Source organism: Chryseobacterium lineare (assembly GCF_977014045.1).
In genome coordinates this window covers 3,896,814-3,912,667 of record NZ_CDRNIQ010000001.1, presented here as the reverse complement: position 1 = coordinate 3,912,667, position 15,854 = coordinate 3,896,814, and the positions used below count along the sequence as shown (strand labels likewise).

The 15,854-nt window shown below is 36.1% G+C and carries 15 protein-coding genes and 1 tRNA gene; 9 read left to right on the top strand and 7 right to left on the bottom strand.

Translation table 11 applies throughout. The annotated features are described in order from the left end of the window. The first annotated feature begins 27 nt into the window (after positions 1–27). From ACWNCI_RS17565 to gap, 3 genes are all read left to right on the top strand, one after another. Entirely contained in the window at positions 28–786 is a 759-nt protein-coding gene (locus ACWNCI_RS17565) for a TIGR03915 family putative DNA repair protein (protein WP_449389273.1), read from the top strand. A 173-nt stretch (positions 787–959) separates the two neighbouring features. Continuing rightward, positions 960–1,946 (top strand): 6-phosphofructokinase, encoded by a 987-nt coding sequence (gene pfkA / locus ACWNCI_RS17560; RefSeq protein WP_042720708.1) that lies wholly within the window; start codon positions 960–962, stop codon positions 1,944–1,946. Positions 1,947–1,976: 30 nt separating this feature from the next. Then, complete coding sequence (gap, locus tag ACWNCI_RS17555) at positions 1,977–2,981, top strand: type I glyceraldehyde-3-phosphate dehydrogenase (protein WP_007843037.1); 1,005 nt, start codon at positions 1,977–1,979, stop codon at positions 2,979–2,981. A gap of 62 nt (positions 2,982–3,043) precedes the next feature. On the opposite strand, the gene ACWNCI_RS17550 is transcribed toward gap, so the two are convergent. Next, positions 3,044–3,934, bottom strand: a complete 891-nt coding sequence (locus tag ACWNCI_RS17550) for a hypothetical protein (RefSeq protein WP_449389272.1) — start codon at positions 3,932–3,934, stop codon at positions 3,044–3,046. A gap of 139 nt (positions 3,935–4,073) precedes the next feature. Here ACWNCI_RS17550 and ACWNCI_RS17545 point away from each other — a divergent pair, with 139 nt between their 5' ends. From ACWNCI_RS17545 to htpG, 3 genes are all read left to right on the top strand, one after another. Next, the gene (locus tag ACWNCI_RS17545) at positions 4,074–5,270 is read left to right on the top strand and encodes an oxygenase MpaB family protein (protein ID WP_449389271.1); all 1,197 of its coding nucleotides are present in this window, start codon (positions 4,074–4,076) and stop codon (positions 5,268–5,270) included. A 192-nt stretch (positions 5,271–5,462) separates the two neighbouring features. Next, a complete protein-coding gene (recA, locus tag ACWNCI_RS17540; protein ID WP_042720877.1) occupies positions 5,463–6,464 on the top strand; it encodes a recombinase RecA in 1,002 nt (333 codons plus the stop codon). A 231-nt stretch (positions 6,465–6,695) separates the two neighbouring features. Beyond that, positions 6,696–8,588, top strand: coding sequence for a molecular chaperone HtpG (htpG, locus tag ACWNCI_RS17535; RefSeq protein WP_449389270.1), 1,893 nt, complete (start codon positions 6,696–6,698; stop codon positions 8,586–8,588). A 121-nt stretch (positions 8,589–8,709) separates the two neighbouring features. Here htpG and ACWNCI_RS17530 read toward each other — a convergent pair whose 3' ends face one another. Then, entirely contained in the window at positions 8,710–9,006 is a 297-nt protein-coding gene (locus tag ACWNCI_RS17530; protein WP_449389269.1) for an MGMT family protein, read from the bottom strand. Positions 9,007–9,263: 257 nt separating this feature from the next. On the opposite strand from ACWNCI_RS17530, the gene ACWNCI_RS17525 reads away from it, so the two are divergent. Next, positions 9,264–9,410, top strand: coding sequence for a hypothetical protein (locus ACWNCI_RS17525; RefSeq protein ID WP_449389268.1), 147 nt, complete (start codon positions 9,264–9,266; stop codon positions 9,408–9,410). A gap of 226 nt (positions 9,411–9,636) precedes the next feature. Here ACWNCI_RS17525 and ACWNCI_RS17520 read toward each other — a convergent pair whose 3' ends face one another. From ACWNCI_RS17520 to ACWNCI_RS17505, 4 genes are all read right to left on the bottom strand, one after another. Continuing rightward, positions 9,637–10,611, bottom strand: coding sequence for a deoxyhypusine synthase family protein (locus ACWNCI_RS17520; RefSeq protein WP_042720872.1), 975 nt, complete (start codon positions 10,609–10,611; stop codon positions 9,637–9,639). A 28-nt stretch (positions 10,612–10,639) separates the two neighbouring features. Then, positions 10,640–11,284 (bottom strand): hypothetical protein, encoded by a 645-nt coding sequence (locus ACWNCI_RS17515; RefSeq protein WP_449389267.1) that lies wholly within the window; start codon positions 11,282–11,284, stop codon positions 10,640–10,642. 104 nt (positions 11,285–11,388) lie between these two features. Further along, complete coding sequence (gene arfB, locus ACWNCI_RS17510; RefSeq protein ID WP_449389266.1) at positions 11,389–11,781, bottom strand: alternative ribosome rescue aminoacyl-tRNA hydrolase ArfB; 393 nt, start codon at positions 11,779–11,781, stop codon at positions 11,389–11,391. Between the two features lie 21 nt (positions 11,782–11,802). Continuing rightward, on the bottom strand, positions 11,803–12,825 hold the full coding sequence (locus ACWNCI_RS17505; protein WP_449389265.1) for an AMP-binding protein: 1,023 nt from the start codon (positions 12,823–12,825) through the stop codon (positions 11,803–11,805). Positions 12,826–12,924: 99 nt separating this feature from the next. Here ACWNCI_RS17505 and ACWNCI_RS17500 point away from each other — a divergent pair. Next, a tRNA-Gln gene (locus tag ACWNCI_RS17500) sits at positions 12,925–12,995 on the top strand. Positions 12,996–13,081: 86 nt separating this feature from the next. Here the strand turns inward: ACWNCI_RS17500 and ACWNCI_RS17495 are convergent. Further along, positions 13,082–13,375 carry a helix-turn-helix domain-containing protein gene (locus tag ACWNCI_RS17495; protein ID WP_346986547.1) on the bottom strand — a complete coding sequence of 98 codons (294 nt, stop codon included), beginning with the start codon at positions 13,373–13,375 and terminating at the stop codon, positions 13,082–13,084. A 194-nt stretch (positions 13,376–13,569) separates the two neighbouring features. On the opposite strand from ACWNCI_RS17495, the gene ccoN reads away from it, so the two are divergent. After that, positions 13,570–15,849 carry a cytochrome-c oxidase, cbb3-type subunit I gene (ccoN, locus tag ACWNCI_RS17490; RefSeq protein WP_449389264.1) on the top strand — a complete coding sequence of 760 codons (2,280 nt, stop codon included), beginning with the start codon at positions 13,570–13,572 and terminating at the stop codon, positions 15,847–15,849. Positions 15,850–15,854: the final 5 nt, after the last annotated feature.

Below are 15,854 nucleotides of genomic sequence, written 5' to 3'. Positions count from 1 at the left end.
CCTAAACTCTAAAACTCTCCCACCCAAATGACCACCCTACTCTACGACGGAAGTTTTGACGGACTTTTCACAGCGATATTTGAAGTTTTCGAATACCGTTACAAAAACGTAGAAATTATAAGCAGGGAAAGGTTTCACCAGGAAAATATTTTTGCTGAAATCCATGAAGTCATCACGCAGAATGATAAAGCAGAGAGGGTTTTAAACAAACTTGAAAAAAATATAGGCAAGGCAGGAATTCATGAATTGCTGAAAGTATATTTATCCGAAGAGCCGGAATCCGAGCAACTTATTTTATCAGCCGTAAAACAATCTATAAAACATTCGGAAGAAAATATTTTGCAAAATTATGCCGACAATGATATATTAAAAATATCTAAAATCTGTAAATCCGTAAGCCGTGAAAGACATCGGATGACAGCATTCGTACGTTTTGAAAAAATGCAGGATGATGTTTTCTTCTCCAAAATCGATCCCGATTTCAATGTTCTTCCGCTTATCCGGAAACATTTCAAAGACCGTTATCAGGATCAGAAGTGGATGATTTATGATTTACGCAGAAATTACGGCATTCTTTACGATTTGGAAACCTGTGATTTTTTTTATCCGGATGAAAAATTGGATTTAAATAAATATCAGCAGAAATTCCATGATGAAGAAGCTCAATATCAAACGCTATGGCAACGATATTTCACGAAAACCAATATTGTGGAAAGAAAGAACCTTAAACTGCATATTCAGCATGTTCCGAGAAGATACTGGAAGTATTTGACGGAAAAATGGTAATTCATAATTTTTTTTAATTTACAAATCAACTATTTTGAATCATAAGTCATGAGATAATTTTTCAAACCAACAAATTTTAGACATTTTTAATAACTTATATTCAAAACTATTATAAACATACTATTATTATCTGAACTTGTTTTTGTAAATTTGTGTTCGAAACTTTTTACTAGATGAAAGAGAGTGCTGTAAAAAAAATTGCAGTTCTTACCTCAGGAGGAGATTCTCCGGGTATGAATGCAGCATTAAGAGCGGTGGTAAGAACCGCAAATTATTATAATATCGAATGCTACGGAGTAAGAGAAGGCTACAACGGCCTCATCAACGGTGATTTTCTTAAAATGGGTCCCCGTTCCGTAAAAAATATAATCAACCAGGGCGGAACCATTCTGAAATCTGCCAGATCCATGGAATTTAGAACCAAAGAAGGACGTCAGAAGGCTTATGACCATTGTTTGAAGCTTGGCATTGACGGATTGGTGTGTATCGGCGGAGACGGAACATTCACGGGTGCTAAAATCTTTAATGAAGAATTCGGTATCAGAGTAATCGGTGTACCGGGAACTATTGATAACGATATTTTCGGAACTGATAATACAATCGGCTATGATACAGCCCTGAATACCGCAATGGAAGCCATTGATAAAATCCGTGATACGGCAACTTCACACAACAGAGTCTTCTTTGTTGAGGTAATGGGTCGTGATGCCGGTTTCATTGCTTTGAACAGTGGATTAGCTGCAGGAGCTCTGGATATTCTCATTCCTGAAAGAAAAGACAGTATTGATGAGCTTTTCACTAATTTCAGAAATGCTGAAAAGACAGGAAAAGCATCAAGTATTGTTGTTGTGGCTGAAGGAGAAAAATTAGCGAACATTTATGAGTTAGCGGAAAAAACAAAGAAGGAGTTCCCTGATTATGATATCCGTGTGGCTATTTTGGGACACATTCAGAGAGGAGGATCTCCAAGCTGTGCCGACAGAGTTTTGGCAAGCAGACTTGGCTATGGAGCGGTAACAGGCTTAATGGAAGGACAAACCAATGTAATGGCAGGAATGCGCTCTAACGATCTGGTTTATACGCCAATTGAAGAAGCCATTAAAAAACACAACGAAATCAATAAAGATCTTCTTCTGATTTCAGAAATTTTAGCAATCTAATATTTTTAATATAATTTAAAACAAACTATTATGTCAACAATTAAAGTAGGTATCAACGGGTTTGGTAGAATCGGACGTCTTGTTTTCAGAGCAATGACTGAAAGAGACAACATCGAAGTTGTAGGAATTAATGACCTTATCGATGCTACATACATGGCTTACATGTTAAAATATGATTCTGTACACGGTATTTTCCCGGGTGAAGTTTCTGTAGAAGGAAATGATCTTGTGGTAAACGGAAAAAGAATCAGAGTAACTGCAGAAAGAGACCCGAATAATCTTAAGTGGAATGAAATCGGAGCTGACTATATCGTTGAATCTACAGGTTTATTCTTAGATAAAGAAAATGCTGCAAAACATATCAATGCAGGAGCTAAAAAAGTAATCCTTTCTGCTCCTTCTAAAGATGATACGCCAATGTTTGTAATGGGTGTAAACCACACTGAACTTACTGACGACATCAAAATTTTATCAAATGCTTCTTGTACGACAAACTGTTTAGCACCTTTAGCTAAAGTAATTCACGATAACTTCGGGATCGTAGAAGGTTTGATGACTACTGTACACGCTACAACGGCAACTCAGAAAACCGTTGACGGTCCTTCAATGAAAGACTGGAGAGGTGGTAGAGCGGCTCTTAACAATATTATTCCTTCTTCTACAGGTGCTGCAAAAGCGGTAGGAAAAGTAATTCCTTCATTAAACGGAAAATTAACAGGGATGTCTTTCAGAGTACCAACTGTTGACGTTTCTGTAGTGGATTTAACAGTAAGATTAGAAAAAGCTACTTCTTACGAGGAGATCTGTGCAGCAATAAAAGCAGCTTCTGAAGGTGAATTGAAAGGTATCTTAGGATACACTGAAGATGCGGTAGTTTCTCAGGATTTCGTAGGAGATAAGAGAACTTCAATCTTTGATAAAGACGCTGGTATCATGCTTTCTCCTAACTTTGTAAAACTTGTTTCTTGGTATGACAATGAAATGGGTTATTCTAATAAGTTGGTGGATATGTTGGTTCACGCTGCTTCTTTGTAATTAAACAATAAGTAATGAATAATATAAAACCTTCCCGGTTGGGAAGGTTTTATATTTTAACTTTAAAATATTTTATATCCAAAGCCTGCACCCAGCCAAGGTTTTTTATTATGATTCCAGATGGAAGCATCTTTTCCAATAGCATAATCAACACCTAAAAATACTCCAATATTGATACTATTATACATAAAAGTAATTCCAAAAGCAACGGATCCTAGTCCCTTAGTAATTTCAGTATCATCAGTAATCGGACGATCCGCGAGGTTTGTATTTGATTTATTAAGTTTAACAGAAGATGCACCTACCAACAATCCACCTGTAATCCGCCATGTATTCTCTTTGGTTTCAATTTCGTCCTTGTAGAAAAATGTAGTTCCTCCATATGAATATATACCCCAGAATAGATTACCATTAATTCCCGTAGAAAACTCTTCATCAAGTCCATTCTTACCTTTAAATCGATATTTGATAGGTATTGTTAAAGCGTTCAAAGTCATAGAAGTAAAGTATAAAACAGGACTCTTTCTGTTTTGTAATTCATAAAAATAAACAGGGCTACTCTTTCCATCTTTCAACAACAGATTAACAAGCAATTTATTCTTCTCTACTTTCACATTTCCACATTCCATACCTCCTATATTTGCATCAACAACTCCATCTATCTGATACTCCTGAAAAAATTTATCATCAATAGTAATCTCTCTTATTACTTTTATTTCTTTTCCGTTAATAATAACTTTATCTTCAACAGATATTTTATCTCCAATCTTATATTTTTCTTTTATTTTACGTTTTTCTTCCTCAGATAAACTTTCAAAACTCGTTTTTATATTCTTTTTTAGAGTATAGTCGCCTAATTTATCGTAGATGCGATATCTTACATTAAAATTTTCTTGTCCAAAAACCATCCCAGCCCATTCGAGCAGAAACAGTAATAAAATTTTTGTTTTCATAATAACTAATTTTTATACAAATTTTCAAATTCCATAAACACGAAGAAATTACCCGTTTGTAGTATTTTCAAAGATCATTTAAGATGAATGACAAATCTCACCCTCCGTATTCGGCGTAAAACTTGTACTTTTATTACTAATGAACAGATTCAATTTACAGCCACGCTTTAAAGATTCTCCGCATTTCAAAGACTTCTGGACAAAAGGCAATGGAAGCCGGCTTATCAGGTTTTCCGGCGCAGAAGTGAGCTTTAAAGATTTTGAAAAATTCTCACCTTACTTTTATCATATTGACGAAGCCGGAGATCAGGTTGTGAAGGATATTTATTTAACCAAAAAATTTCACGAGGCATCAAGAGAAATTGAAGGCTACATTCGTAACGGAGTTTCTGAAAGTGATGATGTTCCCGAAAGTGTAAAAAAACTATTTTTACAAACACAAAAAATTCCTGACTGGCTGGATTATGATTTATTAAAAAATGGTGCCGAACTTTGCATGAGAGCCAATCTTGATTCTCTTATTTCTCTTCGGGATTATTGCCTGATGGGAGGTTATGATTTTGCGTATCTCAACAAACCTCTTATTATAACCGAAGCGTTAAAAAAAGGAGCAGTAAAGAGACTTTCGGAAACACTCGATTTCTGGGTGAACGCAACAAGGTATAACGCATTGGAGCTTCATCAAAAAGGTTACGAATTTGCCATTAAAACAAGATTAATTCATTCCTACGCAAGACTTTCAATCAAAAAACACTATAAAAACTGGGATACTGAAAACTGGGGAGAACCCATCAATTCCTGGGATATGATGGCAACATACATCGGATTCAGTCTTGTTTTTCTGCACAGCCTTCATAAGTTGGGCAATACTTTTTCTGTACAGGAAGAGCAAGGCCTTTTTCATCTCTGGAAATATGTAGGATATATGTTGGGAATTCCGGAAAACCTTTTACCTGAAAATAAAAAGCAGGCTACAGAATTTTTTTATATGTGGACTTCCATTCAGCCACCTGCCGATAAAGATTCGGTTCTTCTGGCACATTCTTTATTGAATGAATCATTGGAAAATCCAATTTTAAAGTATAAATTTCAAAGAAGAAATCTTCGATATCTGCACATATGCTGCACCTGGTTTTTGCTGGATAACGATGTATGCAAAAGGCTGCAGATTCCTGAAGTAAATAACAGAAAAGCTTTTCCGGTTATCAAAAGAATGATCAATAAAATCTATGACAAACTGGTGAGCCGAAAACGAAGAATACAGAAAGGAAATAAAGATCAGATGAAAGTTCTCACAGACTATTTAAACATTACGGCAAATTCGAATTTCCATTAGATAACTAATTGATAATGTTCTCATTTAAATACTTCAACAGCAGTTTTAAAAATTAACATTTAGCATTTAAGTATTAATTCATTAGCTTGAAATTTTATCAATCTTTAACTATAAAAACAGCTTTTTAATGGTAGGCAACATTAGTTTTTCAAGGTATTTTTTTGTATTTTTGATAAATTATTTAAACAACAGATGAGTAATATAGACGACAAGAAAAAAGCACTCGCATTAGTGCTTGACAAACTAGATAAAACATACGGAAAAGGTACTGTAATGACATTGGGCGACAGCTCTGTGGATAACACTATTGAAGTAATTCCTTCCGGTTCTTTGGGATTAGACATCGCTCTTGGAGTGGGCGGCTACCCAAGAGGAAGAATCATTGAAATCTACGGTCCTGAATCTTCCGGTAAAACAACTTTAACACTTCATGCTATTGCTGAAGCTCAGAAAGCAGGAGGAATTGCAGCGTTTATTGATGCAGAGCACGCTTTTGACAGAGGTTATGCCGGAAAATTGGGAATCGATCTTGAAAACCTGATCATTTCACAGCCGGACAATGGTGAGCAGGCATTAGAAATCGCTGATAACCTGATCCGTTCGGGAGCAATTGATATTGTAGTAATTGACTCTGTAGCCGCGCTTACCCCAAAAGCTGAAATTGAAGGAGAAATGGGAGATTCTAAAATGGGTCTTCATGCAAGATTGATGTCTCAGGCTCTAAGAAAGTTAACAGCAACCATTTCAAGAACAAAATGTACGGTAATTTTCATCAACCAGCTGAGAGAAAAAATCGGTGTAATGTTTGGAAACCCTGAAACAACCACCGGTGGTAATGCTTTAAAATTCTATGCTTCTGTAAGAGTTGACATCAGAAAAGCAAGCGCACCGATTAAAAATGGTGATGAAGCCGTTGGTAGCCGTGTAAAAGTGAAAATTGTAAAAAACAAAGTAGCACCACCTTTCAAGCAGGCAGAATTCGATATCATGTATGGTGAAGGTGTTTCTAAAACAGGAGAAATCCTGGATCAGGCTGTAGAACAAGGCATTGTGAAGAAAAGCGGATCTTGGTTTAGTTATGAAGAAACAAAATTAGGCCAAGGTCGTGACGCAGTAAAAGATGTATTGAAAGATAATCCTGAACTTGCAGAAGAATTGGAAAATAAGATTAAAGAAGAATTAAAGAAGAAATAATTTTTTAATTTTAAAAATATTGAAGACAGTCTGAAATGGCTGTCTTTTTTATTGTCATTGAATATAAAACCTAAGCAGTCTATTTTCTCTCGCTGATTTTACAGATTAAGCAGGTGGTTGTTTATTAAAAAACTAATTACTAATTTCAATACAAAAAATGCCAAAATGTCACTTTATATCAAACGGTATTTTTTTTGAGAAATAAAAGGAAAATTAAAACAAAAAATTATTATGACTAAAGGAAATATTAATGTATCGGTGGAAAATATTTTTCCGTTAATTAAAAAATTTCTTTACAGTGACCACGAAATCTTCTTAAGAGAATTAATTTCCAACGCAACGGATGCGACTTTAAAGCTAAAGCATTTAACGAGTATCGGTGAAGCAAAAGTAGAGTACGGAAACCCGAAGATTGAAGTTAAGGTAGATAAAGAAAATAAAAAACTCCACATTATTGACCGGGGAATCGGAATGACCGGTGAGGAAGTTGAAAAATACATCAATCAGGTTGCTTTTTCAGGAGCTGAGGAGTTTCTGGAAAAATATAAAGATACGGCAAAAGATTCAGGAATTATCGGGCATTTCGGGCTTGGGTTTTATTCCGCATTCATGGTTGCAGAAAAGGTTGAAATTTTAACCAAATCCTATAAAGAAGAACCTGCAGTTCGATGGATCTGTGACGGCAGCCCTGAATTCACTTTAGAAGAAACAACCGATAAAACTGAGAGAGGAACAGAAATTATCCTTCATATTGCTGAAGATTCTACAGAGTTTTTAGAAGAAAGCAAAATCCGAGAATTGTTGTTGAAATATAACAAATTCATGCCTGTTCCGATTAAATTTGGAACAAAGACTCACACGTTACCTTTGCCGGAAGACGCTCCTGAGGATGCCGTTGCAGAAACTGAGGAAGTCGATAACATCATCAATAACCCCACTCCGGCATGGACGATTGCTCCAAGTGAACTGACGAATGAAGATTACATGAAATTTTATCATGAATTATATCCGATGCAGTTTGAAGAGCCTTTATTCAATATTCACTTAAATGTTGATTATCCGTTCAATTTAACGGGGATTTTGTTCTTCCCTAAGCTAAGTAACAATTTAAATATTGAAAAAGATAAAATCCAGCTTTACCAGAATCAGGTTTTCGTAACAGATGAAGTAAAAGGTATTGTTCCGGATTTCTTAATGTTGCTTCGTGGAGTTATTGATTCTCCGGATATTCCTCTGAATGTTTCGCGTTCTTACCTTCAGGCTGACGGTGCGGTGAAGAAAATCTCTTCGTACATCACTAAAAAAGTGGCCGACAAGATGGCTTCGCTTATCAACGAAAACCGCGAAGATTATGAGAAAAAATGGAACGATATCAAAGTAGTCATTGAATACGGGATCATTACGGAAGAAAAATTTGCTGAAAAATCAGACAAGTTTACATTATATCCGACAACTGACGGAAAATATTTCCTATGGAATGAGCTTGAGGAAAAAATAAAGCCTAATCAAACCGATAAAGACGGAAATCTTATCATTCTTTATGCCTCCAATGCAGATGAGCAGCATTCCTACATACAGGCCGCGAAAGATAAAGGATATGAAGTTCTTCTTTTAGATTCACCCATTATTCCTCACGTAATTCAAAAACTGGAAACTTCAAAAGACAAAATTTCTTTTGCGAGAGTAGACGCAGACCACATTAATAATTTAATTAAAAAGGATGAGCCTGTTATTTCCAAATTAAATGAAACGGAAAAAGAATCGTTGAAGAAAAATGTTGAAGAATCAATCAATGATAAAAAATTCACCGTTCAGCTTGAAGATCTCGACAGTACAGATGCTCCGTTTACGATTACACAACCTGAATTTATGAGAAGAATGAAAGACATGCAGGCAACCGGCGGTGGCGGAATGTTCGGCATGGGAGGTTTTCCGGAAATGTATAATCTTGTAGTAAATTCCAACAGTGAATTTGCCGGTCAGATCCTGAAAACGGAAGATACTAATGAAAAAGCGGACTTAATTAAGCATGCTTTGGATCTGGCGAAACTTTCTCAAAATTTACTGAAAGGAAAAGAACTGACAGATTTTATCCAGAGAAGCTATAAGCAGTTAGAAAAATAATCTTTTTATAAATGATAATTAAAAACACTCGGGTCGACTTTGTCGACCCGAGTGTTTTTAATAGTTTCGGCGGAGCCAAAGGCTCCGCCGAAACTATTAAAAGAAATATTTTATTTTCTGATCATAATTCTGACATCGGATCCCAGAAAAGTTTTTTAAAATCTTTGATTCTAAAATTTTCGACAACAATTCCCTCTGCTTCCAGTCTTTTCTGAAATTCGGGAACCGACAAAGTTCCGGAACTTGAAATAACCCGATGAGCGGGAACATCCGGTGGACAGCCTCCCATCGCCTTGCCAACATGCCGGGAATGATTGGGATAACCAACCGCTTTTGCTATTGCTCCATAGCTTGTTACTCTTCCTTTGGGAACCAATTTCGTGATTTCCAAGACTTGCTGTTTAAAAATTTCATTCATATCGTGTGGATTGATAAAAATCAAAATTAAGAAATATGTCTGTTAATTAATATCTTCTTAATTATCCTTTATTTAATTATAATGCTTTTAATGTAAAGTTCATGAGAATTTTCAACTACTAATCGCTTTTTTAAGCTTGCAAAAGCGCTTTACTTAGAAAAGAACACAATGTTTCAATTAATAAAAAACTACTAAATATCTTAACATGAATTTTCTTATTGCATAATTTTTGAAGATTAACTATCAAAATATCTGTTATGAAAAAATCATTTTTCCGTTGGCTTAATAAGATAAACAAAGCCGTTCTTCCCAAATTGAGTGATAAAGATCCCAATAAGCTGACAAAGATTCAAAAAGGAATTCTTGGATACCGGTATTTTGTGCTGGTAAATTCTCTTGACTGAAACGCGTGAGGGATGTGTAGGGTGCGAGCGAAGCGAGCAGTCTCTTGAGACCGGAACGAAGTGGAGCCCGGAGAAGCCCGACCCGAGCGGCTGCCAAGCTTTGGACGAGGGACACGCCAAACTTAAAAAAAAGATATAAGGAGAAAAAAATCTGTGGAAAAACAAAAAACGTCCCAACAATTGGAACGTTATATAATTTTCAAGCTTAGATTTTCGTCTTGCCGCTTTATGAATTTTCTAAGATGTATGAGAACATCAATGGCGCACAGATGGTTGCATCACTTTCAACGATAAATTTCGGTGTTGTGATATCAAGTTTACCCCATGTAATTTTCTCATTCGGAACAGCTCCGGAATATGAACCATAAGAAGTCGTAGAATCCGAAATCTGGCAGAAATACGACCAGAACGGAATATCATGCATTTCCATATCCTGATACAGCATCGGCACTACGCAGATCGGGAAATCCCCCGCAATACCACCACCAATCTGGAAGAAACCAACACCTTTTCCTGATGAGTTTTTAGTGTACCAGTCGGCAAGATATGCCATATACTCTATCCCCGATTTCATGGTAGAGAACTTAAGATCCCCTTTGATACAGTAAGAGGCAAAAATATTTCCCATCGTAGAGTCTTCCCATCCTGGAACAACAATCGGTAAGTTTTTCTCTGCTGCAGCGATCATCCATGAATTTTCTCTTGGAATTTCATAATACTGCTCAAGAACTCCTGAAAGGATCATTTTATACATATATTCGTGTGGGAAATATCTTTCTCCTTTGTTATCTGCATCTTTCCAGATCTCATAGATATGCTTCTGCAGCCTTCTGAAAGCTTCTTCTTCGGGAATACAGGTGTCTGTTACTCTGTTTAATCCTCTTTCCAACAACCCCCATTCTTCCTGCGGCGTAAGATCTCTGTAATGAGGAACTCTTTCATAGTGAGAATGCGCTACAAGATTCATAAGATCTTCTTCAAGATTGGCCCCGGTGCATGAGATGAAATCTACTTTGTCCTGACGGATCATTTCTGCAAGAATTTTCCCTAATTCTGCCGTAGACATCGCTCCTGCAAGGGTAATCATCATTTTACCGCCATCCTTAAGATGTGCAACATATCCTTTTGAAGCATCTACCAACGCAGCTGCATTGAAGTGCAGATAATATTTTTCTATGAATTCAGTAATCGGTTTGCTCATTTAATTATTTTTTTTGCAAAGATAAAACTTAAAAACGGAATGTAGCCGCCGCACTTAAAGAAACTCTGTGTAAACCTTCTTTTTGGTCGTCATTGAAGTCGTAGGTAACTCCGTTAATTTTCATTTTATTAAGTGTTCCTGCTGTAAGTCCGAGTTTTGGACCGATAAGAATATTTTTTGTGATTTGGTATTGGTAGGCGAAATTAAGTTCTGCCCCCAAATTAGATCCGGTTCCTTTTACATTGGCAGTTTTGGTGGTATAAGAAATAACTCCTAATCCCATATCAACAAACATCTTATGTCTCGTTTCTTCATTAAAATTGGAAATCATAACGGCAGGTCCGTAGAAATCGATATGATCTTTCGTCGTTACCGGAATTGAAACAGGCATATTATTTACATACCCTAAAATATATCCATCGCTGGAAGCACTGTAATTGGAATATTTCAATCCGACTGATAAAATATTGTTCACCTGATAGTACGCAGAGATATCGAAATTCATGCCGCTTTTCAGGCCTTTTACATAGTTTTCTTCTTCTCTGGAAAGCCCTGAAACCGTCTTGGCTGTTCTCCATGCATATCCTACTGATGGAATGATTGAGAATTTTTGTTGTGCAAAAGACATTGCAGTAATCGAAAATAAACCGAGTGTTATTAGTTTTTTAATCATGAGTATAAAGTTTGCCGCAAAAATAACACGAATCTGTGAAAGGAGATAAAAAACAATTAAAATTTAACAGAGATTACTTCAATCAGCAAGACTAAAAATATCATTCAGTATCTGAATTTCCGGTTTTCCTTTTTCTGAGATAAATTCTTTTTAGCATCCAGTCTTTTCTGTTTCTGCCCTCTGGATGGCTTCGTGGCCACACGCTTTTTAGGAATAATTAAAGCTTTATCCACGATTTCAAGAATTTTTTCGATGGCTTTGGTTTTATTCATCAATTGCGTTCTGCTTTCAGAAACCGTGAGGAACAAAAAGCCTTCGGTATTGATTCTATTTTTTAATTTAGTTTGAATCAAATCTTTCTGGCTGTCATTAAAAAATTCAGAATCTTCGATTTTCCAAAGAACCGTTACAGAAGTTTCCACTTTATTTACATTTTGTCCTCCTGCTCCACTGCTACGGGAAGTTTTAAAACTGAGTTCTTTAGAAAAATCTTTCATTTCTTAATTATTAATAGTTCTTCACAGTGTATTCTTCAGTTCGATTCTGTTGATCTTTCCATTTGGAGTTCGCGGAATTTTTTCTTTAAAAATGATTTCTTTTGGTCTGTGAAAACTTTTTTCAAAGGGTAAGATTGCAATATTGTCAATGATTTCCTGAGATTCCTGTCCTTCAATAACCAATATCAATTTCTGACCCAAAGTCTCATCTTCCAATCCCATAAAAACGACTTCACATGGAATTTCTTTTTTAACAAGAGCTTCCAGTTGTTCAGGAAAAATTTTAGCCCCTCCGGAATTGATCACATTATCAATTCTTCCTAAAAATCTAAACTGATTGTCATTTTTAATTTCAACTAAATCATTAGTCTGTAAAACTTCTGTATTCAAATGTGGGGCAAAAATTTTCAGACAGCTTCGTTCATCCGTGGAAATTTCTACATTTTTAAATGTTGTAAAAAAGTCCTCCGGATAAGGAAAAATTTGTTTTAAAGCAATATGAGATAACGTTTCAGACATTCCATAAGTTTCGAAAATTCTTTGAGAACCTTTTAATTCATGTGATCTCTGAAAAATTTTCTTCTTTAAATTTTCCGAAACGGCAGCTCCACCGATGATTAAATTTTTAATTAAATATAATTTATCTAAAGAATTTTCAACCTGAAGCGGAGTCATTGCACAGAAATCAACCTTATAATCAATATCAATTAATGGTTGTGTTGTCGGATTGTTAACTATTAATTTCATTTTTCTAACGATAGACCTTACAACCATCATTTTTCCCGAAATGTATTCAATGGGAAGACATATCAAAGCAGAATCGCCTTCAACTAAATCTAAGAAATTACAGGTCATTTCAGCAGAAGCGATCATTTTCTTTTTCTCAATATCAAAAACCTTTGGAGTACCTGTAGAACCGGAGGTCTGTACTTGTACAGTTTGTGTTTCCGAAAACCAGTCATTTAAAAAAGCTTTAATTTTATTTTCAAATTCCGTTTCTGATGGTAATTGATTAATATTGAGATTTTTGAAATCTATCAGCATAATGATCGTAAATAAAGACTCAGTAAATTTAAAAAAAACTTCAAAAAGTTCTTGCAAATAATGAAAAAATCTGTAAATTTGCACCACTCAAACAGAGAAAGACTCATGGTGTAGCGGTAACACTACTGATTTTGGTTCAGTCATCTGGGGTTCGAATCCCTGTGAGTCTACATAACAGGAAAGATGTTCATCATTTTTCCTGTTTTTGTTTTATAAAATATCCTTTCTTCTTTTTACTTGAGAAAAAAATCAGAATTTATTTAAGTTCATCCGGAATTAAGATTCCTTTCTTTTTCATATAATTCAACAATTCAAGGTATTTCTCTTCATAATCATTCGTTCCGCATTTATCGGAAATACTGCAGATTTCGGAAGGTTTTATGTCTAAAATATCAGAAATTTTTGTAAGAATTTCCAAGTTGATTTTTACTTTAGAGTTTTCAATATCAGAATATGCTTTCTGTGATATCCCCATTTCGTAAGCCATATATTCTTGTGTAAAATCCTTACTCCTCCTTATTTTTCTTATATTTTGACCACATATTTTCATGCCTATTCGTTTTAGTAGTTTTTAGTATATTTTAGAAGTATATCTATTAGCCTTACACAAAGTTAGTGAATACCTTTGGCAAAACATTATTACGCTACATGATATTTCAATTTATTGATGTTTAAGTTAAAAATTTACATAAAAACTTCAGTTAAAAAAAAGAAATATCATTTCAGGACAATACTTTAGGAATTATGGAGACGCAAAAATTTAATTATGACAATAATATTGTCAGAGCATTTCTCTATGCTACAATTGCATTCGGTCTGGTTGGTTTTTTACTTGGTCTTACCGCTGCGCTGATGCTTTTTTACCCCGAACTTCCCGAATTTTTATTTGGAACGGATGATACAACTATCAAAAGTCTCACTTCAGGAAACATTCAGGGATTAATCAATACTCAGGGAGCTTTAGGCTTCGGAAGAATTAGAATGCTGCATACAAGTGCCGTGATTTTTGCCTTTGTATGTAATTCCTTTTTCTGTGGCGCCTACTACAGTATGCAAAGATTACTGAAAACCAGAATGTACAGCGATACCTTATCGTGGATGCACTTCTGGACATGGCAGATTATGATCGTTTCTGTAGTTATTACTTTCCTTATGGGAATCAATACTTCTAAAGAATATGCTGAACACGAATGGCCGATCGATATTTTAATTACCATTTCCTGGGTAATCTTCGGGATCAACATGTTCGGAACCATTGCCAAAAGAAGGGTAAGACATTTATATGTAGCCATCTGGTTCTACATCGGAACCTGGCTTGCAGTAGCAATGCTTCATATTTTCAACAACCTTGAGGTACCTTTATCATTTACTTCATGGAAATCATACTCCATCTATGCAGGTGCTAAAGATGCCTTGGTACAATGGTGGTATGGCCACAATGCCGTTGCATTCGTGCTCACAACTCCGGTTCTTGGTTTGATGTATTACTTCTTACCAAAAGCTGCTGACAGACCGGTTTTCTCTTATAAACTGTCTATTATTCACTTCTGGTCATTAATCTTCGTTTATCTTTGGGCAGGTCCACACCACCTTCAGTACACCGCTTTACCGGCTTGGGCACAGGCAGTAGGAACAGGTTTCTCCATCATGCTGATCGCGCCATCTTGGGGAGGTATGCTGAACGGATTATTAACCTTAAGAGGAGCCTGGGATAAGGTAAGAGAAAATCCGATATTAAAATTCTTCGTTGTAGCCGTTACGTGTTACGGTATGGCAACGTTTGAAGGTCCTCTATTAGCAACAAAATCTTTAAATAAAATAGGACACTACACAGACTGGGTCATCGGTCACGTACACATCGGAGCATTGGGCTGGAACGGTTTCATGGCATTCGGTATCGTATATTATCTGATTCCGGTAATGTGGAGGACATCACTCTGGTCTAAAAAATTGGCTAACTGGCATTTCTGGCTGGGGACATTAGGAATTATTTTCTATGCGGTACCAATGTATATTTCAGGATTCACGCAAGGATTAATGTGGAAACAGTTCAATCCGGACGGAACGTTGGTTTGGAAAAACTGGCTGGATACCGTAACAGCAATTATTCCTTACTACAAAATGAGGTTCTTAGGAGGTCTGTTCTATATTTCAGGTGCCATTTTAATGGTGGTGAATGTGATAAAAACGATTAAAGCCGGCTCGTTCCAGAAAAATGTTCCTGCAGAAGCTCCTGCTTTAGCAAACGTCGGAAGTGCAAGAAAAGAAGGTGAAGGATTACACCTTTGGATAGAAAGAACCCCAAGAGTAATGGCGATATTAGCATTTATTACGGTTGCGATTGGTGGTCTTGTAGAAATTATTCCTACACTGACACTGAAACAAAGCGTACCAACTATTACAGCGGTAAAGCCTTATTCTCCCCTGGAACTGGAAGGAAGAGATTTATATATCAGAGAAGGATGTAATGCCTGTCACTCTCAGATGATCAGACCTTTCCGTGATGAAATCGTAAGATTTGAAGGTAAAAACGGACAATATTCAAAAGCAGGAGAATTTGTATATGACAGGCCGTTCCTTTGGGGATCAAAAAGAACCGGACCTGATTTACACAGAGAAGGTGGAAGAAACCCTGATTCATGGCACTTCAAACACATGTACAACCCAAGAATTACTTCAGCAGGATCCATTATGCCACGTTTCCCTTGGCTGATTACCAATAAACTGGATAAAGGCCAGATGGTTGACAAGATGAAACTTATGAAAAATTATTTCGATGTTCCTTACACAAAAGCTGAGATTGATTCTGCGAATCAGTGGGCCGACAATCAGGCAAAAGGTATTGTTAAAAGGATATATTCTGAAGCAGCAGACGTGAAACAGCAGGTAGAAAAAGACAGAATGGCAAAAGGATCTTCTTTTGTTCCGCTTGAGAACAGAGAAATCGTAGCAATGATCGCCTATTTACAAAGGCTGGGAACAGATATTAAAACCACGCAGATTCAAACCGCAAGTGCAGAATAATTTAA

What these genes read in the sequence shown, in the direction of transcription:
- ACWNCI_RS17525 (WP_449389268.1), top strand. Translation starts at nt 9,264, where the DNA reads ATGAAAAAATCATTTTTCCGTTGGCTTAATAAGATAAACAAAGCCGTT.
- recA (WP_042720877.1), top strand. Translation starts at nt 5,463, where the DNA reads ATGAGTAATATAGACGACAAGAAAAAAGCACTCGCATTAGTGCTTGAC.
- gap (WP_007843037.1), top strand. Translation starts at nt 1,977, where the DNA reads ATGTCAACAATTAAAGTAGGTATCAACGGGTTTGGTAGAATCGGACGT.
- htpG (WP_449389270.1), top strand. Translation starts at nt 6,696, where the DNA reads ATGACTAAAGGAAATATTAATGTATCGGTGGAAAATATTTTTCCGTTA.
- pfkA (WP_042720708.1), top strand. Translation starts at nt 960, where the DNA reads ATGAAAGAGAGTGCTGTAAAAAAAATTGCAGTTCTTACCTCAGGAGGA.
- ACWNCI_RS17505 (WP_449389265.1), bottom strand. Translation starts at nt 12,825, where the DNA reads ATGCTGATAGATTTCAAAAATCTCAATATTAATCAATTACCATCAGAA.
- ACWNCI_RS17530 (WP_449389269.1), bottom strand. Translation starts at nt 9,006, where the DNA reads ATGAATGAAATTTTTAAACAGCAAGTCTTGGAAATCACGAAATTGGTT.
- ACWNCI_RS17565 (WP_449389273.1), top strand. Translation starts at nt 28, where the DNA reads ATGACCACCCTACTCTACGACGGAAGTTTTGACGGACTTTTCACAGCG.
- ACWNCI_RS17515 (WP_449389267.1), bottom strand. Translation starts at nt 11,284, where the DNA reads ATGATTAAAAAACTAATAACACTCGGTTTATTTTCGATTACTGCAATG.
- ccoN (WP_449389264.1), top strand. Translation starts at nt 13,570, where the DNA reads ATGGAGACGCAAAAATTTAATTATGACAATAATATTGTCAGAGCATTT.
- ACWNCI_RS17545 (WP_449389271.1), top strand. Translation starts at nt 4,074, where the DNA reads ATGAACAGATTCAATTTACAGCCACGCTTTAAAGATTCTCCGCATTTC.
- ACWNCI_RS17550 (WP_449389272.1), bottom strand. Translation starts at nt 3,934, where the DNA reads ATGAAAACAAAAATTTTATTACTGTTTCTGCTCGAATGGGCTGGGATG.
- ACWNCI_RS17520 (WP_042720872.1), bottom strand. Translation starts at nt 10,611, where the DNA reads ATGAGCAAACCGATTACTGAATTCATAGAAAAATATTATCTGCACTTC.
- ACWNCI_RS17495 (WP_346986547.1), bottom strand. Translation starts at nt 13,375, where the DNA reads ATGAAAATATGTGGTCAAAATATAAGAAAAATAAGGAGGAGTAAGGAT.
- arfB (WP_449389266.1), bottom strand. Translation starts at nt 11,781, where the DNA reads ATGAAAGATTTTTCTAAAGAACTCAGTTTTAAAACTTCCCGTAGCAGT.